The organism is Streptomyces sp. NPDC048288, assembly GCF_043201555.1.
Taxonomy (GTDB): domain Bacteria; phylum Actinomycetota; class Actinomycetes; order Streptomycetales; family Streptomycetaceae; genus Streptomyces.
This window is the reverse complement of record NZ_JBICZD010000001.1, coordinates 117,377-140,532: the sequence shown is the minus strand read 5'-3', so window position 1 is coordinate 140,532 and position 23,156 is coordinate 117,377. Positions and strand designations below refer to the sequence as shown.

At 71.4% G+C, this 23,156-nt stretch carries 22 protein-coding genes; 12 read left to right on the top strand and 10 right to left on the bottom strand.

All coding sequences use genetic code 11. From position 1 onward, the window contains the following. Window positions 1-453, bottom strand: a complete 453-nt coding sequence (locus tag ACGFZS_RS00610; protein ID WP_393793294.1) for an HD domain-containing protein — start codon at window positions 451-453, stop codon at window positions 1-3. 1 nt (window position 454) lies between these two features. After that, complete coding sequence (locus ACGFZS_RS00605) at window positions 455-1,618, bottom strand: PP2C family protein-serine/threonine phosphatase (RefSeq protein WP_355711652.1); 1,164 nt, start codon at window positions 1,616-1,618, stop codon at window positions 455-457. A gap of 175 nt (window positions 1,619-1,793) precedes the next feature. Between ACGFZS_RS00605 and ACGFZS_RS00600 the strand changes: the two genes are divergently transcribed. Continuing rightward, a complete protein-coding gene (locus tag ACGFZS_RS00600) occupies window positions 1,794-3,035 on the top strand; it encodes a GNAT family N-acetyltransferase (protein WP_393793293.1) in 1,242 nt (413 codons plus the stop codon). 16 nt (window positions 3,036-3,051) lie between these two features. On the opposite strand, the gene ACGFZS_RS00595 is transcribed toward ACGFZS_RS00600, so the two are convergent. Both ACGFZS_RS00595 and ACGFZS_RS00590 read right to left on the bottom strand, forming a co-directional pair. Next, window positions 3,052-3,855 (bottom strand): Fpg/Nei family DNA glycosylase, encoded by an 804-nt coding sequence (locus ACGFZS_RS00595; protein ID WP_393793292.1) that lies wholly within the window; start codon window positions 3,853-3,855, stop codon window positions 3,052-3,054. Window positions 3,856-3,967: 112 nt separating this feature from the next. Further along, window positions 3,968-4,453 carry a ribose-5-phosphate isomerase gene (locus tag ACGFZS_RS00590; RefSeq protein ID WP_359221217.1) on the bottom strand — a complete coding sequence of 162 codons (486 nt, stop codon included), beginning with the start codon at window positions 4,451-4,453 and terminating at the stop codon, window positions 3,968-3,970. 217 nt (window positions 4,454-4,670) lie between these two features. Between ACGFZS_RS00590 and ACGFZS_RS00585 the strand changes: the two genes are divergently transcribed. Beyond that, a complete protein-coding gene (locus tag ACGFZS_RS00585) occupies window positions 4,671-6,107 on the top strand; it encodes an amino acid permease (protein WP_393793291.1) in 1,437 nt (478 codons plus the stop codon). A gap of 3 nt (window positions 6,108-6,110) precedes the next feature. Here the strand turns inward: ACGFZS_RS00585 and ACGFZS_RS00580 are convergent, their stop codons facing one another. Next, complete coding sequence (locus ACGFZS_RS00580; protein WP_393794090.1) at window positions 6,111-7,808, bottom strand: protein kinase; 1,698 nt, start codon at window positions 7,806-7,808, stop codon at window positions 6,111-6,113. A 330-nt stretch (window positions 7,809-8,138) separates the two neighbouring features. Between ACGFZS_RS00580 and ACGFZS_RS00575 the strand changes: the two genes are divergently transcribed. Beyond that, window positions 8,139-8,855, top strand: coding sequence for an LPXTG cell wall anchor domain-containing protein (locus tag ACGFZS_RS00575; RefSeq protein WP_393793290.1), 717 nt, complete (start codon window positions 8,139-8,141; stop codon window positions 8,853-8,855). 75 nt (window positions 8,856-8,930) lie between these two features. Here ACGFZS_RS00575 and ACGFZS_RS00570 read toward each other — a convergent pair whose 3' ends face one another. Further along, a complete protein-coding gene (locus ACGFZS_RS00570) occupies window positions 8,931-9,515 on the bottom strand; it encodes a biotin transporter BioY (RefSeq protein WP_393793289.1) in 585 nt (194 codons plus the stop codon). Window positions 9,516-9,964: 449 nt separating this feature from the next. Here ACGFZS_RS00570 and ACGFZS_RS00565 point away from each other — a divergent pair, with 449 nt between their 5' ends. The 7 genes from ACGFZS_RS00565 (at window position 9,965) to ACGFZS_RS00535 (ending at window position 17,731) form a co-directional block, all read left to right on the top strand. Further along, window positions 9,965-11,155 (top strand): ROK family protein, encoded by a 1,191-nt coding sequence (locus ACGFZS_RS00565; RefSeq protein WP_393793288.1) that lies wholly within the window; start codon window positions 9,965-9,967, stop codon window positions 11,153-11,155. Between the two features lie 218 nt (window positions 11,156-11,373). Continuing rightward, window positions 11,374-12,441, top strand: a complete 1,068-nt coding sequence (locus ACGFZS_RS00560) for an ABC transporter substrate-binding protein (RefSeq protein ID WP_393793287.1) — start codon at window positions 11,374-11,376, stop codon at window positions 12,439-12,441. Beyond that, window positions 12,438-13,283 (top strand): ABC transporter permease, encoded by an 846-nt coding sequence (locus tag ACGFZS_RS00555; protein ID WP_393793286.1) that lies wholly within the window; start codon window positions 12,438-12,440, stop codon window positions 13,281-13,283. The genes ACGFZS_RS00560 and ACGFZS_RS00555 overlap by 4 nt, the downstream gene beginning before the upstream one ends. Then, a complete protein-coding gene (locus tag ACGFZS_RS00550; protein ID WP_393793285.1) occupies window positions 13,259-13,972 on the top strand; it encodes an ABC transporter ATP-binding protein in 714 nt (237 codons plus the stop codon). Before ACGFZS_RS00555 ends, ACGFZS_RS00550 begins: the two co-directional genes overlap by 25 nt. Next, window positions 13,969-15,306 carry an LLM class flavin-dependent oxidoreductase gene (locus tag ACGFZS_RS00545; protein ID WP_393793284.1) on the top strand — a complete coding sequence of 446 codons (1,338 nt, stop codon included), beginning with the start codon at window positions 13,969-13,971 and terminating at the stop codon, window positions 15,304-15,306. Before ACGFZS_RS00550 ends, ACGFZS_RS00545 begins: the two co-directional genes overlap by 4 nt. An 11-nt stretch (window positions 15,307-15,317) precedes the next feature. Then, window positions 15,318-16,211: a TauD/TfdA dioxygenase family protein gene (locus ACGFZS_RS00540; RefSeq protein WP_393793283.1), complete on the top strand. Its 894-nt coding sequence runs from the start codon at window positions 15,318-15,320 to the stop codon at window positions 16,209-16,211. 113 nt (window positions 16,212-16,324) lie between these two features. Then, window positions 16,325-17,731, top strand: a complete 1,407-nt coding sequence (locus ACGFZS_RS00535) for an amino acid permease (protein ID WP_393793282.1) — start codon at window positions 16,325-16,327, stop codon at window positions 17,729-17,731. Here the strand turns inward: ACGFZS_RS00535 and ACGFZS_RS00530 are convergent, their stop codons facing one another. Further along, window positions 17,732-19,909 (bottom strand): tetratricopeptide repeat protein, encoded by a 2,178-nt coding sequence (locus tag ACGFZS_RS00530; protein WP_393793281.1) that lies wholly within the window; start codon window positions 19,907-19,909, stop codon window positions 17,732-17,734. Further along, complete coding sequence (locus tag ACGFZS_RS00525) at window positions 19,906-20,325, bottom strand: hypothetical protein (RefSeq protein WP_393793280.1); 420 nt, start codon at window positions 20,323-20,325, stop codon at window positions 19,906-19,908. Before ACGFZS_RS00525 ends, ACGFZS_RS00530 begins: the two co-directional genes overlap by 4 nt. Before the next feature lie 147 nt (window positions 20,326-20,472). Here ACGFZS_RS00525 and ACGFZS_RS00520 point away from each other — a divergent pair, with 147 nt between their 5' ends. Continuing rightward, window positions 20,473-21,114 (top strand): superoxide dismutase, encoded by a 642-nt coding sequence (locus tag ACGFZS_RS00520; RefSeq protein ID WP_355711677.1) that lies wholly within the window; start codon window positions 20,473-20,475, stop codon window positions 21,112-21,114. A gap of 125 nt (window positions 21,115-21,239) precedes the next feature. Here the strand turns inward: ACGFZS_RS00520 and ACGFZS_RS00515 are convergent, their stop codons facing one another. Further along, a complete protein-coding gene (locus ACGFZS_RS00515) occupies window positions 21,240-22,022 on the bottom strand; it encodes an SAM-dependent methyltransferase (protein WP_393793279.1) in 783 nt (260 codons plus the stop codon). Between the two features lie 138 nt (window positions 22,023-22,160). Between ACGFZS_RS00515 and ACGFZS_RS00510 the strand changes: the two genes are divergently transcribed. Continuing rightward, window positions 22,161-22,379, top strand: a complete 219-nt coding sequence (locus ACGFZS_RS00510) for a hypothetical protein (RefSeq protein ID WP_355711681.1) — start codon at window positions 22,161-22,163, stop codon at window positions 22,377-22,379. Here the strand turns inward: ACGFZS_RS00510 and ACGFZS_RS00505 are convergent. Then, a complete protein-coding gene (locus ACGFZS_RS00505; protein WP_365682536.1) occupies window positions 22,372-23,037 on the bottom strand; it encodes a DsbA family protein in 666 nt (221 codons plus the stop codon). The two genes, ACGFZS_RS00510 and ACGFZS_RS00505, sit on opposite strands and share 8 nt — an antisense overlap. Between the last annotated feature and the right edge of the window lie 119 nt (window positions 23,038-23,156).

Below are 23,156 nucleotides of genomic sequence, written 5' to 3'. Positions count from 1 at the left end.
CTACGCGGGCAGGCCGAGGAGGGCGCGCATCCGGGCGTACTTCTCGGTCAGCCGGTCGCGGGTGGACGCGTCGAGTACGGCGAGACGCCCCGGGTCGGCGTTGTGCGCGAGGTCGGCCTCTTTGACGAGCAGCGCGCCCGGGGTGTCCAGGACGCGGCGCGCGTACGCCTCCGGGGCCTCGCCCGCCCGTTTGGTCAGGGCCAGCACGATCGCCTTCGTACGGGGCGTGAGCGGCGCCGAGGCCAGCCACTCCTCCGTCACGGCGTGGTCCTCGACGGAGTCGTGCAGCCACGCGGCGGCGACCTGCTCGGGGTCACCGCCCCGGGCGCGCACCCCTTCGGCGACCGCGGCCAGGTGCTCGGCGTAGGGCCGCCCCGCCTTGTCGGTCTGCCCGGCGTGGGCGGCGCGGGCGATCTCCTCGACCTCGGGGACGGAGAAGGGGGCCGGGGTCATGTCACCTGGCCGCTTCGCGGCAGATCAGCAGCAGGGCCCGGTCGTCGTTGACGTCCTTGGCGACGGCCTCGATGAGGTGCCAGGCCGCGCCGTGGAAGCCGCCGGCCACATAGCGGTCCGCCTCCCCGGTGAGCCGGTCCATGCCCTCCATGATGTCCCGGTCGGAGGTCTCCACCAGGCCGTCCGTGAAGAGCATCAGGACGTCGCCGGGGCGCAGGGAGCCCTTGACCGAGTCGAACTGGGCACCGTCGTAGACGCCGAGGAGGGGGCCCTCCGCGGCCTTCTCCTCCCAGCGGCCGCTGCCCGCGCTGAGCTGGAGGCCGGGCGGATGGCCCGCGGAGTACAGCTCGTAGTCGCCGGAGTCGAGGTCGAGGACCAGGTGGATGGAGGTCGCGAAGCCCTCGTCCCAGTCCTGGCGGAGCAGGTAGCCGTTGGCGGCGGGCAGGAAGGCGTGCGGGGGCAGGGAGCCGAGCAGGCCGCCGAAGGCGCCGGAGAGCAGCAGGGCGCGGGACGCCGCGTCCATGCCCTTGCCGGAGACGTCCGTGAGGACGACCTCCATGGTGCGGCCGTTGTTCGTGCGGGAGGCGACCACGAAGTCGCCGGAGAAGGACTGGCCGCCGGCCGGCCGCAGGGCCATCTCGCGGTGCCAGCCCGGTGGCAGCTTCGGCAGCTTGCTCTGCACCCGGATGCGTTCGCGCAGGTCGAAGAGCATGGTGCCGCCGCGCCGCCAGGGCACGCCGACCCGGCTGCGGAACTGCGCGGTGAGCAGTCCGAAGAACCCGCAGGCCGCGACGACCAGGACGACACCCGGGGTGACCCGGGAGGGGCCCTCGGTGTAGGGGCCGAGCCGTACCGACTCCACGATCAGGGCCGTCGCCGCCGCCGCGTACAGGCCGAGCAGGCTCGCCGGGCGCAGCAGCAGGCCGCCCGCGATGATCGGCAGGACCAGCAGGGCCGGGGAGAACCACACCGAGTTGGCGAGGGTCATGGCCGCGAGGACCGGGATGGTGAGCAGCAGTCCGGCCAGCGCGATCCAGTCGGAGCCGTCGCCGCGGAAGTAGTCCACGGCGCTTCTGCGCAGGCCGACGCGGGCCCGGTGCCACTGCATCTTCCACCGGGCCGTAAGCGTCTCGGCCTTCGCGCGCCGCTCTCGGTCTACTGCCATTAGTTCGGGACCCTATCCATCGGACCAGCTTCTTGGCACGGGAGGTCCCACTTGTCCCCCGTCCGAGGCTCAACTTCGCGTGCGACTTCACAGTGAACTTCACCGGACGCCCTCACGTCGCCGTCCGGGAGAAATTCGCTGGCTCGTCCTGCATTGCCCCTGCTAGGCATGAGGTATGGCGACCGACCGTGCGACCGAGTTGAAGGTGCTGCGTGCCGAGGAGTTCGACGGGTGGTGGGAGCACCTGGTGCGCGCCTTCGGCGCGGGTCCGGCGTCGGCCGAGGAGCGGGAACTGGACCGTTCCCTCACCGACTTCGAGCGCTCGCTGGCCGTCTGGGACGGATCCGAGCTGGTGGGGACGGGCGGCGCGTTCCGGTTCCGGATGACCGTGCCGGGCGGCGCCGTGCTGCCCACCGCCGGGGTCACCATGGTGAGCGTGGCCGCGACGCACCGGCGGCGCGGGGTGCTGACCTCGATGATGCGCCGCCAGCTGGACGACGTACGGGAGTGGGGCGAGCCGCTGGCCGCGCTGACCGCCTCCGAGCCGGCCATCTACGGCCGCTTCGGGTACGCCGCCGCGACCTTCCAGCTGCAGGCCGAGATCGACACGAGCCGGGTCACCCTGGACGTGCCGGCCGGCACCGACGGCGTACGGGTGCGGTACGCCGCGCCGGCCGAGGTGCTCGCCGCGTGCGAGGCGGTGTACGCGCGGACGGTGCCGCTGCGGCCCGGGATGCTGGCCCGGCAGCCCGGCTGGGAGCGGGTGGCGCTGCTGGACCCGGAGAGCGAGCGCGACGGGGCGTCGGCGCTGCAGTGCGTGGTCGCCGAGCGGGACGGGGAGGTCACCGGGTACGCCCGGTTCCGCACCAAGCTGGGCTGGTCGCCGAGCGGGCACGACGGCACGGTGGCGCTGGAGGACCTGGCCGCCGTCGACCCCGTGAGCGACGCGGCGCTGTGGCGGTTCCTGTTCGGCATCGACCTGATGTCGAAGCTGACGGTACGGGGGCGCCCGGTGGACGACGCCTGGCAGTACCTGGTCTCCGACATCCGGCGCTGTCTGACCCGGGTCCAGGACAAGGGGTACGTCCGCCTCGTCGACGTCGGTGCGGCGCTCGCGGCCCGCACCTACCAGACGCCGGTGGACGTGGTGCTGGCGGTGGAGGACGCCTTCTGCCCCTGGAACACGGGGCGTTGGCGGCTGACCGGGGACCCCAAGGGCGCGTCCTGCGAGCGTACGACGGACCCGGCCGAGCTCGCCGTGTCCGTACGGGAGCTGGGGGCGGCGTACCTCGGCGGGGTGTCCCTGCTGTCGCTGGCACGGGCCGGCCGGGTGGCCGAGCTGCGGCCGGGGGCGCTGGCGGAGGCGTCGACGGCGTTCGGGTCACCGGTGACGCCGTGGCTGCCGCACGGCTTCTAGCGCTGCCGGGACACGGTCAGCGCTGCTGGCAGGTGGGGCACCAGAAGAGGTTGCGGGCGGCGAGGTCGGCGGTGCGGATGCCGGTGCCGCAGAGGTGGCAGGGCAGGGTGGCCCGGCGGTAGACGTACACCTCGCCGCCGTGGTCGTCCACGCGCGGCGGCCGGCCCATCGCCTCCGGTGTGTGCTCGGGCCGCACGGTGTCGATCCGGTTGTTCCTGACGCCCTCGCGCATCAGCTCGACGAGATCCCCCCACACGGCGCCCCACTCGCCCGGGGTGAGGTCCCTGCCCGCGCGGTACGGATCGATGCCGTGCCGGAACAGCACCTCGGCGCGGTAGACGTTGCCGACGCCCGCGATGACCTTCTGGTCCATCAGCAGCGCGGCGACCGTCGTACGGCTGCGGGAGATCCTCCGGTACGCCGCGTCCGGGTCGGCGTCGTCACGGAGCGGATCCGGACCGAGCCGGGCGTGTACGGCGTCCTTCTCCTCCGCCGTGATCAGGGCACACGTGGTCGGCCCGCGCAGGTCGACGTAGGCGGTGGCGTCCGCGAGCCGCAGCCGGACGGTGTCCGTGGGCGGCGGCGCGGGTGCGTCGCCGAACCCCACCTTGCCGAAGAGGCCGAGGTGGATGTGCACCCAGTCGCTCTCGCGGAACCCGAGGAAGAGATGCTTCCCGTGCGCCTCGGTACGGGTGAGGGGGGCGCCGTCGATCAGCGCGGCGGCGTCGGAGAACTTCCCCTGCGGGCTGGTGACCCGTACGGGCCCGGTGAACCGCCGGTAGTCCAGCGCGAGCCGGTGAATGGTGTGCCCCTCCGGCACTTCCGCACTTCCTTCCCACCCGTCCACCCGACTCGGTCAGTGGAGAGGTGAACGTCGAGGGGACGGGGAGATCCCGAAGCAGTCGGGTGGGTGGGTGGGTCGGTGGCAGAGGCTACGGCTGGGGGTGGTGGGCCGGGATCGGGGGGAGGTCGCCCGTGGTCTCGTACGCCGACAGCATGTCGATGCGGCGGATGTGCCGCTCCCCCTCGGAGAACGGCGTGTTGAGGAACGTCTCGACGAACTTGGTCGCCTCGTCCTCCGTGTGCATCCGCGCGCCCACCGCGACGACGTTGGCGTCGTTGTGCTGCCGGCCGAGCGACGCCGTCTCCTCGCTCCAGGCCAGCGCCGCCCGCACGCCCTTCACCTTGTTCGCGGCGATCTGCTCACCGTTGCCGGAGCCGCCGATCACGATGCCGAGGGACTCGGGGTCCGCCGCCGTCCGCTCGGCCGCGCGGAGGCAGAAGGGCGGGTAGTCGTCCTGGGCGTCGTAGATGTGGGGGCCGCAGTCGACGGGGTCGTGACCCGCCGCCTTCAGCCACTCGACGAGGTGGTTCTTGAGTTCGAAGCCCGCATGGTCGGAGCCGAGATACACGCGCATGGGATGAGTGTGACACGGGTGTAACCACCCGGCAGGGCCGGGGCCATGTACCCGAAAGCGCCCCGGAAAATGTGAGTAACACTACAGAACCTCAGGAAAACCTCAAGTAACAATCTGGATTCAAAGGTTCAGGAATCAGTCCACCTCCGTTTCACTGGACCGACTCGTACGCCGCTCGTACGAGAGCCCGCTCACCCGGCGCAAAGGAATTCCCCCCATGACTGGTAACGGTCTCCACGCTGGACTCAAGAACCGACATCTGTCGATGATCGCGATCGGCGGCGTCATCGGCGCCGGTCTCTTCGTCGGCTCCAGTTCCGGTATCGCCACCGCAGGCCCCGGCATCCTGCTGTCGTACGCGCTCGTCGGCACGCTCGTGGTGCTGGTGATGCGGATGCTCGGCGAGATGTCCGCCGCGAACCCCACCTCCGGATCGTTCTCCGCGCACGCGGACCGCGCGCTCGGCCGCTGGGCCGGGTTCTCCATCGGCTGGCTGTACTGGTTCTTCTGGGTCGTGGTGCTGGCGGTCGAGGCCACCGCCGGCGCCAAGATCCTGGAGGGCTGGATCCCGGCCGTACCGCAGTGGGGCTGGGCGCTGATCGTGATGGTCGTGCTCACCGCCACCAACCTGGTCTCGGTCGGCTCGTACGGCGAGTTCGAGTTCTGGTTCGCCGGCATCAAGGTCGTCGCGATCGGCGCGTTCATCGTCGTCGGCCTGCTGGCCGTGCTCGGCGTCCTGCCCGGCGCGCACAGCGACAAGGCGGGCTTCTCCAACCTGACCGACCACGGCGGCTTCCTGCCGCACGGCCCCGGCGCCATCCTGACCGGCGTGCTCCTGGTCGTCTTCTCCTTCATGGGCAGCGAGATCGCCACCCTCGCGGCCGGCGAGTCGGAGAACCCGCAGCGCGCGGTCACCAAGTCCACCAACAGCATCATCTGGCGGATCGGCGTCTTCTACCTCGGCTCGATCCTGATCGTGGTCGCGCTGCTGCCGTGGAACGACCCGTCGATCAAGGAGAAGGGCTCGTACGTCGCCGCCCTCGACTCCCTCGGCATCGCGCACGCCGGCGAGATCATGAACTTCATCGTGCTGACGTCCGTGCTGTCCTGTCTCAACTCCGGCCTGTACACGGCCTCCCGGATGGCGTTCTCGCTCGGTCAGCGCGGAGACGCGCCGAAGGCGTTCGCGCGGACCACGTCCCGCGGTGTGCCGATGGCCGCGATCGTCGCCTCCGTCGTCTTCGGCTTCGTCGCCGTCTTCTTCAACTACCGGTTCCCGGACTCGGTCTTCCTCTTCCTGGTCAACTCCTCCGGCGCGGTCGCCCTGTTCGTCTGGCTGGTCATCTGCTTCTCGCAGCTGCGGATGCGGAAGATCATCCAGGCCGAGGCGCCGGAGAAGCTCGTCGTGAAGATGTGGCTGTACCCGTATCTGACCTGGGCGACGGCCGGTCTGATCGTGTTCGTGCTGGGCTACATGCTGACCGACACGGAGGGCGAGAGCAGCGGTCGTACGACGGTGCTGCTGTCGTTGCTGGTCGCGGCGGTCGTGGTCGCGGTCGCCGTGGTCAAGCAGAAGATGACGGGCGGCCGTGCCGCGGAGGCGACGGCGGCCGCCGAGTCCACCGAGTCCGCCGACAAGGTGTCCGTCGGCTGACGCTCACAGCAGGGTGAAGCCCTCCTTCACCTGTGCGTACGTCCGTACGGCCTGGGCTTCGACCGCCGGCTGGTACCAGGTGTTGATCTGGTACGACTTGCCGTCGGCGTCGAAGCCCAGCAGCCGTGCGTGCCAGGGGGTGCCCTTGAGGGTGAAGGTGTACTCCCAGACCACCGCCGGGTAGCCGCGGAAGGTCGTCTCGGCCAGCCGGATCTTGCGGTAGTCCTGGCCCTGGTGGGCGCTGCGTTCGGAGGCGGTCCAGCTCTCCATGAGGTCGCCGCGGGCCAGGGAGGACTTGGCGACGAGTTCCTGGCGGCCGTCGGGGGAGGTGTAGTGCACCTCGGCGCCCGTCTTCACGTCCCGCCGCCAGCCCTTGGGGGTGACCCAGGCGAAGCCGCCGGCCTCCTCGTGGGCGCCGGGCGGGAGGCTGCGGGGGCGGGTCGTTCCCTCTACGGTCGGCGCCGATGAAGTGGGCTTGGCCGAGGAGGAGGTGCCGGTCGCCGTCTTGTCGTCGCCGCCGCCTGTTGTGGTGGTGGTGAGAAGGACGGCTATGGCGGTGGCAACGGCTGCGGCTCCCAGTGCGGCGAGGAGGGTGGTGCGTCGGGGGGCTGTGCGGCGGTGGGTCGCTGCGGGTGTGTGGGGGCTGGTCGCGCCCTGCGGCGGAGCCGCTGATCGATGCAGCCCCGCGCCCCTGACGGGGCGCTGCGGTTCGGGGCGTTGCAATGTCGGGGCCGCCGAATTGCCCGACGGGGTTTCGGAACGGGCCTCCGAGCCTTCCGAAGCCGCCTCCGTCGAGGCGCTGACCGGCGGTGATATCTGCGTCCGCGGTGGCTGTGGGCGTTCGTCCTGCGGCGGTGGCAGGCGGAGCTTTGTCGGGTCGACGTACACCGGTGTCGGGCGTTCCGTCGGCCGGGGCGGCGGAGCCGGATGCGTCTCGGTCGGGGTGCGGGTCGGGTACGCCACCGGGCGCAGGGCCTGTTCGACCTCGGCCAGGTCCGGCCTGGTCGTCGGGTCCTTCTCCAGGAGCGCGGCCAGCAGTTCGCGCAACGGGCCCGCTGCGGCGGGGAGTTCGGGCTCCTCGTAGAGGACCGCGTGCAGGGTGGCGAGGGTGGTGTCGCGGGAGAAGGGGGAGCGGCCGGCCAGGGCCGCGCACAGGGTCGCGCCGAGCGACCAGACGTCGGAGGGCGGGCCCTGCGGGCGGCCGGAGATCCGTTCGGGGGCCATGTAGTCGGGGGAGCCGACCAGCATGCCGACCATGGTGAGCGCCTTGGCGTCCTGGATGGCCGCGATGCCGAAGTCGGTGAGGACGACCCGGCCGGCGGTGCTCTCGACGAGGACGTTCCCGGGTTTGATGTCGCGGTGCAGCACTCCCCCGGCGTGCACCTGACGCAGTGCCGCGACCAGGCCGAGGCCGATCCGGGCCGCCGCGCGGGGACTCAGCGCCCCCTCCTCGGCCATGATCCACTCCAGGGAGCGGCCGTGCACCAGCTCCATGACGATCCACAGGCGTTCGCCCTCGTCGACGACGTCGTAGACCCGTACGACGTTGGGGTGGTCGATGCGGGCGGTGGCCCTGGCCTCGCGCAGGGTGCGCTCGCGGCGGGTGCGGGTGTCCTCGGCGTCGAGGCCGTCGATCCGCATCTCCTTGACGGCGACCTGCCGGTCGAGCGTCTCGTCGGCGGCCCGCCACACCCGCCCCATTCCTCCCTGCCCGATACTCTCGGCCAGCCGGTAGCGGCCGTTCACCAGCAGCCCCGGGACACCACCCGGCCCCGCGCTCCCCGCGTTCCCTGGACCAACGGAATTCCCCGGCCCCTCCGAATTCCCTGAACTCCCTGAACTCCCTGAACTCCCTGAATTCTCCGGCAATTCGCTGCACCCCCTCAACGACCGCCCCTGCTGACACACAATGGTCACACTTACGGCCGTACCAGCATAGTGCGGAGAAATCTTGTGGTACCTCTTCAAGTGGCCGCGAATTCAGGCGCGGTCCAGGGGGTTGCAAGGGGGACGAACATGAGTTCTCGTCGTATGGCCCGGCGGCTGGCCGTGGTCACGGGATCGCTGGTCACGGCATCTTTCTCGGCCGTGATGATCCTGCCGTTCACGGCTGCCGCCGATGACCAGGGACCGGGAAGCAGCAAGGGGGGAAAGGCGGTTGACCAGGCACCCGAGGGTGTGAAGCTGACGACCACGCTGCCCGAGAAGATCTCCGTCGACAACAGTTCGCAGAAAACGTCGATTACCGCGACCGTGAAGAACGAGGGAACCAAGGAGAGCGGCGACATCAGGCTTTTGGTGGTCGGTTTCGACGGCCTGAAGGTGAACGGCGTCAAGGGGTGCGACGCGATCGCCGAGAAGGATCTGCCGGCCGGTTCGAACAGCGGTTTCAGTTGCCCGGTCGGCGCGCTCGGCGCGGGCAGGTCGACGTCGTACGCGGTCGACGCCACGTTCGATCTGGGCAAGGCCGGGAAGATCTGCCTGCCCGTGCAGAGTGCGGACGGGAAGAAGACGTTCTGGCAGCAGGGCCCGGTGCCGTTCGGTACGACGAACCCGTCGCCGAACGCCCCGGCCACCCCGCTGCTGCTGGGCACCGACAACAAGCCGGTGGGGCCGGGCGGCGACCAGCTGCCGAAGACCGGCGCGGGACGTGACGTGCTGCCGCTCGGCGCGGCCGGGGCGGCGCTGATCGCGGCGGGGGCGGCGGGGGTGTGGTGGTCGCAGCGGCGGCCGCGGCAGCCGTCGTAACCGGACGAGAACAGCACAGGGGCCCGGGGTGCTTGCCGCACCCCGGGCCCCTGTCGTCTGTCGTCCGCCGTCGGGTCAGCGCTTGCCGACGAGCTTCCAGGCCGCGGGCATCGCGCCCATCGCCAGGAGCGCCTTGACGGCGTCACCGATCAGGAACGGGGTGAGGCCGGCCGCGATCGCCGCGGACGCGGACATGTCGGCGGCGAAGGCCAGGTAGGGCACGCCGATCGCGTAGATGACCGCCTCGCCGAGCACCATGGTGCCCGCCATGCGCAGTACGTCGCGGTCGGCGCCGCGCCGGGCCAGGGCGCCGACGGCGGCGGAGGCCAGCATCATGCCGAGGATGTAGCCGAAGGAGACGGAGAGGCCGGAGGTGCCGCTCGCGAACCACGGCACGCCCATGAGGCCGGCCAGCGCGTACAGGGCGAGGGAGGCGACGCCGCGGCGGGCGCCCAGGCTGGTGCCGACGAGCAGGGCCGCGAAGGTCTGGCCGGTCACCGGCACCGGGGAGCCGGGCACGGGGACCGCGATCTGGGCGGCGAGGCCGGTGAGCGCGGCGCCGCCGAGCACGAGGGCGGCATCGCGCACCCGGGACGCGGGCAGGAGGTCGGCGAGGACGGTGCCGGTGCGGCTGGAGGCGGTCGCGGTGGCGGTGCTCATGGGGACTCCGCGGGGTGAGGGTGGGGCGGGCAGGCTGGGAACACCGTGACGCTATCCCGGCCGGTCTGAGCCGGACACGTCAGCGGTCGACAAAGGGCGGAAGCGACGGTTGGTGGGCTCCCCACAAAGGATGTGGGTTACACCCGGTACGGCGTGACGCCGATCACTGAGGCAGAGATGTTTCACTCACGTCAACGGCGTTGAACAGGCCTGTGGAGTTCCGCCAATCGAATCCCAGCGCTCTGGTGGGATTCAAGGTTTCTGGCCTACGCTTCCGGACATGGTCGCCCAGTCCCGGAACTTCACGTCGCGTCGCTATGTCGACCTGCGACGGCAAGGGGCTGCCGTCTGTCGCCGGCCGCTCTGAGGCCGTACGGCGGGTGACCGGTCCGGCGCGCCTCGACTCCCGAGACGAGACGTGTCGGCCCCGTTCCCGAGGACGGTTTCCCATGCCCCGTACCGCGGCACCCCCGCATCCCCTCTCTCCCCCCGGCGACCGGCGGCGGACCAGCGCCAGTGTGGTGCTGCGCTCGGTGCTGGAGCACGGGCCGGTGGCCCGCTCCACCATCGCCCGGCTGACCGGGCTCTCGCCGGCCTCCGTCACCGACTACTGCGCCCGGTTCACCGAACTCGGCCTGATCCGGGAGGCCGAGGCGCCGCGCCGGGTGAACGGCGTGGGCCGGCCGCATGTGCCCGTCGACCTGGACGACTCGCGGTTCGTGGTGGGCGGGGTGCACGTGGCCGTGCCGTACACCACGGTCGCGCTGCTCGACCTGCGCGGACGGGTCGTCGTCCGCAGGGAGTTGAAGCACGGCGACACCGGTCCCCGCGCGGTGCTGGAGCGGGCCGCCGCCGGGCTGGCCGCACTGCTCGCCGAGGTGCCGGGCAGTCGGCCGCTCGGGGTCGGGGTGGCCGTCGGCGGCTGGGTGGACCGGGACTCCGGGACCGTCGTCGAGCATCCGCTGCTGGGCTGGCGCGAGGTGCCGGTGCGGGAGCTGCTCGGCGCGCGCACCGGGCTGCCGGTCCATGTGGACGGGCACGCGCGGGCGTTGGTCAACGGGGAGCGGCTGTTCGGGCGGGCCCGGGGCAGCCGGAGCGTGCTGCACCTGTTCGTCGGGAACGTGGTCGACGCGGCCTTCGCCACCGGCGGCGAGGTGCACCACGGCCCGCGCTCCCAGGCCGGCACGATCGCCCATCTCCCGGTGCCGGGCGGCACCGAGCCGTGCGGCTGCGGACGCACCGGCTGCCTCCAGGTGGAGCTGAGCGAGCGGACGCTGGTGCGGCGGGCCCGGGCGGCCGGGGTCGTCGACGGCGGCGGCAACCCGATGCACGTCCTCGCGGCGGCGCGGGCCGGTGCCCCGGCGGCCGCGGCGCTGCTGGTGGAGCGGGCGCGGCTGACCGGACGGGCGGCGGCGCTGCTGCTCGACGTCCTCAACCCGGAGAGCGTGGTCGTCACTGAGGTGGGGGTGCTGTACCGGGAGGACTGTCTCGCCGCGCTGCGGGAGGCGGTCGGAGCGGAGCGCGCCGCCCTGGTCGCGCCGACCAGTTTCGGCGACTCGGTGCTGGCGGTGGCGGGCGGTTCGGTGGTCCTGGACGTGCTGTACCGGGATCCGCTGAGCGCGTCACCACGGCTTATTTAATTCAGAAACTCGGAATATTGACAGCCGTCGCACACGGCAAGGAACATCCTGCTCATGACCTGTCGCACCCTCTGTTGCTGACGTCTTGACGCGCCGCGAGCGCGCATTTCTCTCCGCTCTCCGCTCTCCGCTCTCTCTGCGTGAGATCTCTCTTTCCGGCCCTCTGCCGCCGGGAATTCGCCCTGCCTTTCTGCTGCTTTTCCCCTCGGAGCCCTCCCATGTCCTCTGCGTCCTCCCCCGGCCTCGACCGCCGGCTCTTCCTCACCTCGCTGCTCGGCGCCTCGGCGGCCGTGGCCGGGCTCGCCGGCTGCGCCGGTGGCAGTGCCGCCGCCGACACCGCGGCCGCCTCCACGGCTCCGCCGGCCGCGAAGGTCCCGGCCGGGACCAGCCTGAAGATCGCCTCCTATCTGGGCACCCAGCAGTTGCAGTTCCGGCTGGCGAAACTGCCCGCGCTGCCGTTCACGGTGTCGAGCTGGGTGAACATCGGGGCCGGTCCCGATGTCATCAACGCGTTCCGCGCCAAGTCCCTGGACCTCGCGAACAACGCGGGTATTCCGCCGATCCAGGCGCAGTTCCAGGGTTTCGCGGCGAAGATCGTGGCGATCAGCATCACCCGCAAGCCGAACTACCTGTTCGCCACCAAGCCCGGCAGCGACATCCGCACGGCCGCCGATTTCAAGGGAAAGAAGCTCGCCTTCTCGCAGGGGCAGGCCCAGGGGGTCGTCCTGCTGCGGGCGCTCAAGGAGGCCGGGCTCGCCTACGACGACGTGCAGCTGGTCCCGCTGACCAGCAACCAGTTCCTCACCGCCCTGCAGTCCGGGCAGGTGGACGTGGCCCCGCTGGCCAACACCCAGGCGCCGGCCTACCTCCAGCAGTACGGCTCCAAGGGCGCCCACACCATCGCCACCGACGTCGTCGACCTGCTCAACCTGCTCTGGGCGCCGCAGGCGGTGCTGAACGACAAGGCCAAGGCCGCCGCGATCGCCGCGTACATCCCGGAGTGGGCCAAGGGTCTGGTCTGGCAGTGGGAGAACCCGGACACCTGGAACGAGGAGTTCTACGTCAAGACGCAGAACCTGACCCTCGCCCAGGCCCAGGGCATCACCAGGCTCGCCAACAAGCCGCTGTTCCCGCCCAGTTGGGACGAGGCGGTCAAGTGGGAGCAGGAGACCGCCGATCTGCTGGCGGAGGGCGGCTTCGTGAAGAAGACCGACGTCACCGGGCTCTTCGACCACCGCTTCGAGTCCCTCGCCGCCAAGGCCGTACCGGCGGAGTACCGGAAATGACCGCCGTGACCACCGGCACCGTGCCGGTCCCCGTCGCGGAGGAGAAGGCGCACCGGGTCCGGCCGCGCCGCCGGCTCTCCCCCGGCCGCCGGCTGCCCGCCGCCCGGCTCGCCGGTCCGCTCGTCGTCCTCGCCGCCTGGGCCGTCGCCTCCGCCGCCGGACAGCTCGACCCCGGCGCGATCCCGGCGCCCTGGACCGTCCTGGACACCGCTGTCCACCTGTGGACCGCCGGGACGCTGCGCACCGACATCCTGACCTCCGTGGAGCGGGCCGGGTACGGCTTCGCGATCGGCCTGACCGCCGGGGTGCTGCTGGCCCTGGCCTCCGGGCTCACCCGCACCGGCGAGGCGCTGATCGACGGGACCGTGCAGATCAACCGGGCCATCCCCACCCTCGGCCTGATCCCGCTGTTCATCCTCTGGCTGGGCATCGGCGAGACCTTCAAGATCGCCATCATCGCGATCGTCGTCTACATCCCGGTCTACCTGAACACCCATGCCGCGCTGTCCGCGATCGACAGCCGGTACGTCGAACTCGCCGAGGTGCTGAACCTGTCGAGGCTCCGGTTCGTCCGGGAGGTCGTGATCCCCGGCGCGCTGCCCGGATTCTTCGTGGGACTCCGGCTCGGTGTCACCGGATCCTGGCTCGGCCTGGTCGTCCTGGAGCAGATCAACGCCACCAGCGGCCTCGGCTACATGATGTTCCAGGCCCAGAACTACGGGCGCAGCGACATCATCCTCGTCGGTCTGCTGATCTACGGCGTCTTCGGCCTCGTCTCCGACACCGTGGTCCGACTCGTCGAACGGAGGGTGCTGTCGTGGCGCCGCACACTGAGCAGCTGACCCGCCCCGCCGTCCGGCTCCGGGGACTGACCCGGTCGTTCGGGGAGCGCAGGGTCCTCGACTCCGTCGATCTCGACCTGCCCGCCGGGCAGTTCACCGCCCTGCTCGGGCACAGCGGCTCCGGCAAGTCCACCCTGCTGCGGGCGGTCGCCGGACTCGACCACGGGGTGGCCGGCAGCGGTGAACTCAGCGCCCCCGAGCGGGTGTCGGTGGTCTTCCAGGACTCCCGGCTGCTGCCCTGGCGCCGGGTCCTCGACAACGTGGTGCTGGGGCTGGACGGCCGGGACGCCCACGACCTGGGGCGGGCCGCCCTCGAAGAGGTCGGCCTCGGCGGCCGGGAGCGGGCCTGGCCGGGCGAGCTGTCCGGCGGCGAGGCACAGCGCGCCGCGCTCGCCCGCTCCCTGGTCCGCGAGCCCGAACTGCTCCTCGCCGACGAGCCGTTCGGCGCGCTGGACGCCCTCACCCGGATCAAGATGCACCACCTGCTGCGCGAGCTGTGGAAACGGCACCGCCCGTCCGTCCTTCTCGTCACCCACGACGTCGACGAGGCGATCGTCCTCGCCGACCGCGTCCTGGTCCTGGAGAAGGGCCGGGTCGGCGTCGACCTGACCATCGACCACACCCGCCCACGGGACGAGTACCGCACCCGGCTGCTCGCCGCCCTCGGTGTCACGGAGGACGCCGCATGACCCGCCGGCTCCAGCTCAACGCCTTCCTCATGAACACCGGTCACCACGAGGCCTCCTGGCGCCTCCCGGAGAGCGACCCGTACGCGCACGTCGATCTCGCGCACTACGTACGGCTGGCCAAGACCGCCGAACGGGGGACCTTCGACTCGCTCTTCCTCGCCGACGGCCCGCATCTGTGGGGCAGTGTCGCGCAGCGGCCCGCCGGGGCCCTGGAACCGCTCACCCTGCTCACCGCGCTGGCAACGGCCACCGAGCACATCGGGCTGATCGCCACCGCCTCCACCTCCTACAACTCCCCCTACAACCTGGCCCGCAAGTTCGCCTCGCTCGACATCATCAGCGGCGGCCGGGCGGGCTGGAACATCGTCACCACGGCGGGCGCGGAGGCGGCCCGCAACTTCGGGATCGAGGAGGAGCCCGCGCACGCCGAGCGGTACGCGCGGGCCGCCGAGTTCCTCGACGTGGCCCTGAAACTCTGGGACAGCTGGGAGGACGACGCGATCCTCGCCGACAAGGCGTCCGGGGTCTGGGGCGACGACGCGAAGATCCACCCGCCCCGGCACCAGGGGTCGTACTTCAGCGTCGAGGGCGCCCTCAACGTGCCCCGCTCCCCGCAGGGTTACCCGCTGCTGGTGCAGGCCGGGTCCAGCGAGGACGGCAAGGCGTTCGCCGCCCGGTACGCGGAGGCGGTGTTCACCGCGCAGCAGACCATCGAGGAGGCGCGGGACTTCTACGCCGACCTGAAGTCCCGTACGGCCGCGGCCGGCCGCGACCCCGGCCACATCAAGGTGCTGCCCGGCATCGTCCCCGTCATCGGCTCGACGGAGGCCGAGGCGCGGGCGCACGAGCGGCTCCTGGAGGACCACATCGTGCACCGGCACGGGGTCGCCAACCTGGAACGGCTCCTCCATCTCCCGGCCGGAACACTGGAGTTGGACAGCCCGCTCCCCGCCGAGCTGCCGTCCGAGGACGCCATCGAGGGTGCGAAGAGCCGCTACTCGCTGGTCGTCGGGCTCGCCCGCCGCGAGCGGCTGACCGTGCGGCGGCTGATCGGGCGGCTCGGCGGCGGCCGTGGCCATCTGACCTTCGCCGGAACGCCGGAGCAGGTCGCCGACGCGATCGAGACCTGGTTCACCCGGGGCGCCGCCGACGGCTTCAACATCATGCCGCCCGTGCTGCCGTCCGGTCTGGAGACCTTCGTCGACCACGTCGTCCCGATCCTGCGCGCCCGCGGCCTGCTGCGTACGGAATACGGCCCGCGCCGCACCCTGCGGGAGCGCTACGGCCTCCCGCGCCCCGCCAACCAGTACACCGCCAGCCCTGTGTTCGCCTGAAAGGAACCGCCATGTCCCTCCAGATCAGCAAGATCACCGCGAACATCGGCGCCCGCGTCCTGGGCGTCGACATCTCCCGCCCCCTCGACCCGGAGACGGCCGTCGCCGTCCGCGAGGCCCTCAACACGCACAAGGCGCTCGTCTTCGACGACGTGAACCTCGACGACGACAGCCACCAGGCGTTCGTCCGCACCTTCGGCGAGGTCACCACCGCCCACCCGACGGTCTCCTCCATCGACGGCGTGCCGAACGTCCTCCCGGTGGACAGCGAGCGCGGCCGGGCCGCCAACCACTGGCACACGGACGTGACCTTCGTCCTCAACCCGCCGCAGGCCACCACCCTGCGCTCGATCACGGTCCCGCCGTACGGCGGCGAGACCCTGATCGCCAGCTCGGCCGCCGCCTACCGCCAACTCCCCGAGCCGCTGCGGGCCCTGGCCGACACCCTGTGGGCGGAGCACACCAACGACTACGACTACGCCGTCCCCGACGAGGAGATCGACGAGCGGCAGGCCGCCCAGCGCGCCCAGTTCACGTCGATCAAGTACCGCACGGTCCACCCGGTGGTCCGCGTCCACCCGCTGACCGGTGAACGCGGCCTGTACATCGGCGGGTTCGCGCAGCGCGTCGTCGGCCTGTCGCCGTCCGAGTCGCGCCGGATCCTGGACCTGCTGCAGGCGTACGTCACCCGTCCGGAGAACATCCTGCGCCACCGCTGGTCGGAGAACCAGCTGGTGGTCTTCGACAACCGGATCACCCAGCACTACGCCATCGACAACTACGACGGCCGGCCGCGCCGCCTGCACCGGGTGACCCTCGCCGGCGACGTCCCGGTCGGCATCGAGGGCAAGGAGAGCTACTCGATCGAGGGCGACGCCTCGCACTACACTCCCGTGGCCGCGTGACCACACCCGGTCAGGGGCCCGTCCGGATGATGGACGGCCACCTCCGCTGAGCGGTGCGGCCGCCCAGACTGTGGGCGTTTTTGCCCATCTCACCCATTGGACGAGCCGCGCCCATGCCGCACCGCAGCACCCCGGTCGAGACACCGCCGTCGCACGAGGACGGCGGTGTCCCGCCGTCCCCGGGCCTCTCCCCCGGTCTCAAGCAGCGCCATCTGTCGATGATCGCCCTGGGCGGGGTGATCGGCGCGGGGCTCTTCGTCGGCTCCGGCGCCGGGATCGCCGCCGCCGGCCCGTCCGTCGTCCTCGCCTACACCCTCTCCGGCCTGCTCGTGATGCTGGTGATGCGGATGCTGGGCGAGATGTCGGCCGCGTACCCGTCGTCGGGCTCCTTCTCCGCGCACGCCGAGCGGGCGATCGGGCCGTGGGCGGGCTTCACGGCGGGCTGGGCGTTCTGGGTGCTGCTCTGCACGGCCGTGGGCCTGGAGGGGATCGGCGCCGCGAAGATCGTGACGGGCTGGCTGCCCGGCACCCCGGAGTGGGCCTGGGTCGCCCTGTTCATGGCCGTCTTCTGCGCGACGAACCTGGCCGCGGTGCGCAACTTCGGCGAGTTCGAGTTCTGGTTCGCGGCCCTGAAGGTCGGCGCGATCAGCCTCTTCCTGGTCCTCGGCGTCCTGGCGATCGCCGGCGTCCTCCCCGGCACGGACTCCCCGGGCACCGCCCACCTCACCGACCTCCTCCCGCACGGCGGGGAGGGCCTGGTCATCGGCTTCCTCGCCTCGATCTTCGCGTACGGCGGCCTGGAGACGGTCACCATCGCGGCGGCCGAGTCCGAGGACCCGGTCCGGGGCGTGGCGAGCGCGGTCCGCACCGCCATGTGGCGCATCGCGCTCTTCTACATCGGCTCCATGGCGGTCATCGTCACCCTGGTCCCCTGGGACTCCCCGGAACTCGTTGCGAAGGGCCCGTACGTCGCCGCCCTCGACCACCTGGGCATCCCCGGCGCCGGGCAGCTCATGAACGTGGTCGTCCTCGTCGCCCTGCTCTCCGCGATGAACGCCAACATCTACGGCTCCTCGCGCATCGCCCACTCCCTGGTGACGCGCGGCCAGGGCCCCCGGGCGCTGGCCAGGATCTCCGGCGGCGTCCCGCGCCGCGCGGTCCTCACCTCCTGCGTCTTCGGGTTCCTCTGCGTCCTGCTCAGCTACTGGCGTCCCGACGACGTCTTCCCCTGGCTCCTCAACATGATCGGCGCGGTGATCCTCGTCGTCTGGATCCTCATCGCCGTCTCCCAGCTCCTCCTGCGCCGCCGCGTGGAAGCCGAGGCCCCGGAAAAACTCGCCGTCCGCATGTGGGCGTTCCCCTACCTGACCTGGCTGGCCCTGGCCGGCATGGCCACCATCTTCGCCCTGATGGCCCGCGAACCGGACACCCGCACCCAGCTCTACTACACCGGCGGCATGACAGCCGCCCTGGCAGCACTGGGCTACGCCCGCCAGCGCGGACGCGCCGCCGGGGAGTGATCAGGCTCCGGCTTCGGCCTCCCAGGCGGTGAGCCGGTCGCGGTCGTAGGCGACGAAGGGGTGGTCGGGGCCGAGTGCCTGTTCCCGGAGTTCGGCGACCCGACGCAGCATCGTGAGGGCTTCCCGGTGTCTGCCCAGACCGCGGGCGACCACGGCGTTCAGGGAGAGGGCGGAGACAGCCACCGGGTGACCGGCCCCCTGGAGGCGCGTCCGGTCCGCCAGCACGCGGTGGGCGATGGGCTCAGCCTCTTCGTACCGCTCGAAGGCCACCAGGCCGACACCGTAGGAGTGGTAGGCCCCGACCGTCGTGAGGTCGTCAGGCGACAGCACTCGCTCACAGGTTTCGGTGAGGGCGCCGACCTCGGCCCTGAACTCGCTCTCCTTGCCGAGCTGGGGGAGAATCTCCGCGAGGTAGACCCAGGTGAAGAGGGTTTCCGGGGCGTGCTCCCCGAGCACCCGCCGCTGACCTTCGAGTGCCCTGCGGAGCAGGCGTTCCGCCTCCTCGTCGTTGTCCTGGAGGTCGAGCGGCTGGTGCAGGCCGACACAACTGCGCAGGGTGTCCGGATGGTCCGGACCGAGCACGAGTTCGCGGCGCGCGAGGACCCGGCGGTGCAGTTCCTCGGACTCGGGGTAATGGCCCATCCGGAACAGGGCTCTGGCCTCCACTTCACGCGCCTCCAGGGCAACCGGGTGCCGCACACCGAGCAACGCCTCTCCCCGGTCGGCGACTTCCGGAGCGAGTCCGAGAGCACTTGGGAAGTCTCCCGAGTCGAACACCCGCCGGGCAACGCGCACCGCCAGCGTGACGGTCCGCTCCCCGGGCGCCGTCCTCAGCAGCGCCGAGGCATGCGGCGCCAGCAGCCCGAGCCGGTCTCGGACCTCGGGCGATGCGGTGCCCGACTCGGGCAGGGCCGCTTCCAGCAACCTCGCCGCCGTCTCGACCAGCGCCGGCCGTCGTTCCTCCGGCATGCCTGCCGCGACACTGTCGAGGAGCACGCCGTGTGCACGGACGCAGCGCACCCCGTCGGACACAAGGACCAGCTCGGCCAGCGAGTGGTCGAGCAGTGCCCGCAGGGCGGGTTCCACTCGCGCCGGTTCGACTTCCTCAAGGGCCGTCGCCCCCTGCGCCAACGGGGCCAGCGCGTCCAGCGGCACGGGATCCGCCGCCCAGCAGGACAGCAGCCGCAGCAACGTCGTCGCCTCCGGCAGTCCCTGCTCGGTCAGGGTGTTCAGCGACAACTGCCAGGTGCGGCCGACCAAATGGCGGGACTGGCTGCTGCCGTGACCGGTCGCGCCCCGGTCCACGATGGCGGTCGACTCCTCGGCGAGCTTGCGGTCGTACTCGTCCATGGACCACGACTCCAGTAGCTGGTGGGCGAGATGGGAACCAGCCAGGGTGAGCGCGAGAGGAAGCCGGCCCAGGCGTTCGGCCACTCTCCCCGCAGACTCCAGGTCGCCCGCGTCGGGTGCCAGGTCGCACAGCACCTGGGCCGCGTGATCGAGCGGAAGGACGTCCAGGGCGTGCCGGGTGACACCGGGCCCGCGCCACAGCGGCGATCCGGCATGGCGGGTGGTGACCAGGATCATTCCCCCGGGGCTGGTCCGTAGCCAGGCGCCGTCCTCCAGGATGCCCGGGTCGTCGGCGTTGTCGAGAACCAGCAGCCAGGGATCCGCCGCTTGGTCGAGGTAGTGCCAGACCACGTCGGCCGCGGCCCGCTGTCCTGCGGCAGCCGCGGCGAGTTCACCCGCCGTCGCCCCCTGGTCGCCCGCGACCGCGAGCATCCCGGCCCGCAGGGACATGCGCTCCGAGGCGTTCACCCAGAAGCCTGTCCTACCGTGAGCGCGGACGGCCCCGGTGAAGAACCAGTACGCCAGCGCCGTCTTCCCGCAACCGCCCATACCGTGTACGACGTGGGCGTCGCCGCCGGTCCCGGTGAGGGCGGCCGTCAGCACGCCGAGGAGTTCCTCGCGGTCGCGCAGAATGCCCGGCGGACGGCCGACCAGCGGCACCCGTACGGAGTCGGGCCCGGCCGGGCTCACTGGCCAGGACGGCGACGCGGTGCCGAAGAGCGGGGCAGCACCAGCGTCGTAATGGTGATGGTGTTCCTCGATGTGCTGGTCGCCGGTCGTCTGGAAGATCCGGCCCTGCCCCGAGGCGCGGGCGCCCAGTTCGCTCATCGTTCGGTGATGTGCTGGTCGCGGCCGGCCTGGTAGACGCGACCACTGCCGGAGACCTCGGCGCGCAACCGGACGTCCACCTTGGTCTGCTGTTGTGGGAAACGGTGGTCCAGCTCACCAAGGATGCGACGCAGTTCGTCGGCGACCTCCGGCTGGGTGAGCAGCAGCCGGCGGACCCGTGCCTGCCACTCGGCGGTCAGTGCGGCCTCGGCCTCGGTGTCGCCCGCGGCGCGGGCCAGGAGCAGGTCCTCTCGGGTGGCCTCCAGTTCGCCGCCCACCGCCTCCGCCCGGGCAGGCTGGAAGCGCTGCCAGAGGGCGACCACACCATCCCGCGCCGACTCCCAGGCCTGGGTGGCCAGCAGAGTCACCACCGTCGTACCCGCCGTCCGAGCGAGGTCGGCGATCTCCGGCCCCATGGCGCCCCCTCTCCACGACTCTCGATAGTAGATCCCGCCCCTGCCGGGCGCATTCCCCACGCGCGCCGCCCCCCACACCGAGGCTCTTGTTGCTAATGTGTAGTTGCAAGCTCTTTGCAATAAGAGGTTCGGAGGGGATCCACGCCCATGCCCGTCTACACGCTTCCTGAACTGCCCTACGACTACTCCGCGCTCGCGCCCGTGATCAGTCCCGAGATCATCGAGCTGCACCACGACAAGCACCACGCGGCCTATGTGAAGGGTGCCAACGACACGCTGGAGCAGCTGGCGGAGGCGCGGGACAAGGAGAGCTGGGGCTCGGTGAACGGGCTGGAGAAGAGCCTGGCCTTTCATCTGTCGGGCCACATCCTGCACAGCATCTACTGGCGGAACATGACGGGCGACGGGGGCGGCGAGCCGCTCGCGGCGGACGGGGTGGGCGAGCTGGCGGACGCGATCGCGGAGTCGTTCGGCTCCTTCGCCGGGTTCAAGGCGCAGCTGTCCAAGGCGGCGGCCACCACCCAGGGCTCCGGCTGGGGCGTCCTCGCGTACGAGCCGCTGAGCGGGCGGCTGATCGTCGAGCAGGTCTACGACCACCAGGGCAACGTGGGCCAGGGGTCGACGCCGGTCCTGGTCTTCGACGCGTGGGAGCACGCGTTCTATCTCCAGTACCGCAACCAGAAGGTCGACTTCATCGAGGCCATGTGGGCGGTCGTCGACTGGCAGGACGTGGCCCGCCGCTACGAGGCGGCGCGGTCGCGCGCGGATGTGCTGCTGCTGGCTCCCTGAGCCGCCGACGCGTCCTGCCTCGTGATCGTCTTCTCACCGTTCACCGGGGCGGGCGGAAAGAGGGGGAGCCCCCGCGAGGACGTGACTCGCGGGGGCTTCCCGGTGACCGGCCTGTGGCCCGGGGCCTACGGCTTGCGGGCCAGGCCGCCGTGCTGGCCGATGGGCCGCGGGTCCGGGTCCGTGCCCGGCTCGGGGCGCCACAGGGGGACCGAGACCACTCCGGGGCCGACCAGTTCCAGGCCCTCGAAGTAGCCCTCGATCTGGTCGACGGGACGCAGGAAGTAGGGGACCGCGCCGGTCTCGTTGTAGGCGTCCTGCGCCTGCTCGTAGGCCGGGTCGGTGCCGCGGGAGCCGTCGTTGACGGAGAGGTAGCTGCCGGCGGGCAGGCCGGACAGCAGGGCGTCGACCAGGTCACGGGCACGGTCGTGGCCGTCGACATGGCCGAGGATGCCGCTGAGGATCAGCGCGGTGGGCCGGGTGAGGTCGAGGGTCCTGGCCGCGGCCTCCAGGATGCGCTCCGGCGCGTACAGGTCGAGGTCCTCGTAGGCGGTGACGCCCTCCTCGGTGGAGGTCAGCAGGGCGCGGGCGTGGGCGAGGACGAGCGGGTCGTTGTCGACGTACACGATCCTCGACTCGGGAGCACTGCGCTGGGCGACCTCATGGGTGTTGTCGACGGTCGGCAGCCCCGTGCCGACGTCCAGGAACTGCCGTATCCCCGCCTCCGCCACCAGATGGCGGATGCTGCGGCCGAGGAAGGCCCGGCTGCTGCGGGCGATGGTCACGATCCCGGGGAAGACGGCGGCGTAGGCGTCGCCGGCCTCCTGGTCCACGAGGTAGTTGTCCTTGCCACCGAGCCAGTAGTTCCAGATGCGCGCCGAGTGCGGCACCGAGGTGTCGATCTCCGTCATGTGCCCATGGTGCTACGGCAGCTGGGGCCGCGTCCGGAATCCGCCCCGGCGGGACGGATTCCGGACTCACGCGAGGCAGGGCGGCGCACCTATGCTCCCGTTTCCGACCTTTTCGCCGGACCGCTCCGGGAGGCTGGTGTGTCCACCCTGCACTGTCCCAACTGCCCCCGAGGAAAGCTGCACCCCTTCCGCAGGGTCACCGAGGAGGAGGAGAAGTACATCGCGTCGGTCTTCGAGAAGAAGGGCGCGCACGGCTTCTGGCGGTGCGAGGGGAAGACCTCGCAGGGGCAGTGCCTCTGGGTCCAGCCCTACTTCAACCAGTCGGACGGCTTCTCCCTCCCCGCCTCCTTCAGCTGAGGTTGCTGAAGTCGGGGCCCTTGGTGCGGGTCCGCTTGATCTCGTAGAAACCGGGGACGGAGGCGACCGCGAGGGTGCCGTCCCACAGCCGGGCCGCCTCCTCGCCCTGCGGGGCGGGGGTGACGACCGGGCCGAAGAAGGCGATCTGCTCGCCGTCGGGGCCGGGGACCGCGATGACCGGGGTGCCGACGTCCTGGCCGACCTTGTCGATGCCCTCCTTGTGGGAGGCGCGCAGCTCGGCGTCGAACTCGAAGTCCTCCTGGTCGGCGTAGTCGATCAGGTCGGCGGGCAGGCCGACGTCCGCGAGGGCGCCCGCGACGGCCTCCACGGTCGGGCCCTCGCCGTTGTTGTGGATCCGGGTGCCGAGCGCGGTGTACAGCGGGCCGAGGATGTCGGAGCCGTGCTTCTGCCAGGCCGCGGTGACCACGCGGATCGGCTTCCACGCCTTGGTCTCCAGCAGCTCCCGGTACTCCTCGGGCAGCTCGTCCAGCTTCGGCTCGTTGAGCACGGCGAGGCTCATGATGTGCCAGCGCACCTCGATGTCGCGGACCTTCTCCACCTCCAGGACCCAGCGGGAGGTCATCCAGGCCCAGGGGCACAGCGGGTCGAACCAGAAGTCGACGGGGGTCTTGCCGGAGCCGGTCACGGTCTCGGACATGGTTCTCCTCGGAATACGGCCGTTTTCCAGCGGCAACACCGGCACCCGCCACCCCATTCCCGGCTGCCCGGCGTCAGGGGCGCATGGGAGGATCGGTGCTGTTCCGGCGTACCGACAAC

Excerpts from the sequence above, each read along its gene's own strand:
- ACGFZS_RS00535 (WP_393793282.1), top strand. The coding sequence starts at position 16,325 with ATGCCGCACCGCAGCACCCCGGTCGAGACACCGCCGTCGCACGAGGAC.
- ACGFZS_RS00555 (WP_393793286.1), top strand. The coding sequence starts at position 12,438 with ATGACCGCCGTGACCACCGGCACCGTGCCGGTCCCCGTCGCGGAGGAG.
- ACGFZS_RS00585 (WP_393793291.1), top strand. The coding sequence starts at position 4,671 with ATGACTGGTAACGGTCTCCACGCTGGACTCAAGAACCGACATCTGTCG.
- ACGFZS_RS00575 (WP_393793290.1), top strand. The coding sequence starts at position 8,139 with ATGGCCCGGCGGCTGGCCGTGGTCACGGGATCGCTGGTCACGGCATCT.
- ACGFZS_RS00570 (WP_393793289.1), bottom strand. The coding sequence starts at position 9,515 with ATGAGCACCGCCACCGCGACCGCCTCCAGCCGCACCGGCACCGTCCTC.
- ACGFZS_RS00605 (WP_355711652.1), bottom strand. The coding sequence starts at position 1,618 with ATGGCAGTAGACCGAGAGCGGCGCGCGAAGGCCGAGACGCTTACGGCC.
- ACGFZS_RS00520 (WP_355711677.1), top strand. The coding sequence starts at position 20,473 with ATGCCCGTCTACACGCTTCCTGAACTGCCCTACGACTACTCCGCGCTC.
- ACGFZS_RS00515 (WP_393793279.1), bottom strand. The coding sequence starts at position 22,022 with ATGACGGAGATCGACACCTCGGTGCCGCACTCGGCGCGCATCTGGAAC.
- ACGFZS_RS00565 (WP_393793288.1), top strand. The coding sequence starts at position 9,965 with ATGCCCCGTACCGCGGCACCCCCGCATCCCCTCTCTCCCCCCGGCGAC.
- ACGFZS_RS00530 (WP_393793281.1), bottom strand. The coding sequence starts at position 19,909 with ATGAGCGAACTGGGCGCCCGCGCCTCGGGGCAGGGCCGGATCTTCCAG.
- ACGFZS_RS00540 (WP_393793283.1), top strand. The coding sequence starts at position 15,318 with ATGTCCCTCCAGATCAGCAAGATCACCGCGAACATCGGCGCCCGCGTC.
- ACGFZS_RS00545 (WP_393793284.1), top strand. The coding sequence starts at position 13,969 with ATGACCCGCCGGCTCCAGCTCAACGCCTTCCTCATGAACACCGGTCAC.
- ACGFZS_RS00525 (WP_393793280.1), bottom strand. The coding sequence starts at position 20,325 with ATGGGGCCGGAGATCGCCGACCTCGCTCGGACGGCGGGTACGACGGTG.
- ACGFZS_RS00505 (WP_365682536.1), bottom strand. The coding sequence starts at position 23,037 with ATGTCCGAGACCGTGACCGGCTCCGGCAAGACCCCCGTCGACTTCTGG.
- ACGFZS_RS00560 (WP_393793287.1), top strand. The coding sequence starts at position 11,374 with ATGTCCTCTGCGTCCTCCCCCGGCCTCGACCGCCGGCTCTTCCTCACC.
- ACGFZS_RS00610 (WP_393793294.1), bottom strand. The coding sequence starts at position 453 with ATGACCCCGGCCCCCTTCTCCGTCCCCGAGGTCGAGGAGATCGCCCGC.
- ACGFZS_RS00590 (WP_359221217.1), bottom strand. The coding sequence starts at position 4,453 with ATGCGCGTGTATCTCGGCTCCGACCATGCGGGCTTCGAACTCAAGAAC.
- ACGFZS_RS00580 (WP_393794090.1), bottom strand. The coding sequence starts at position 7,808 with ATGGGGCGGGTGTGGCGGGCCGCCGACGAGACGCTCGACCGGCAGGTC.
- ACGFZS_RS00600 (WP_393793293.1), top strand. The coding sequence starts at position 1,794 with ATGGCGACCGACCGTGCGACCGAGTTGAAGGTGCTGCGTGCCGAGGAG.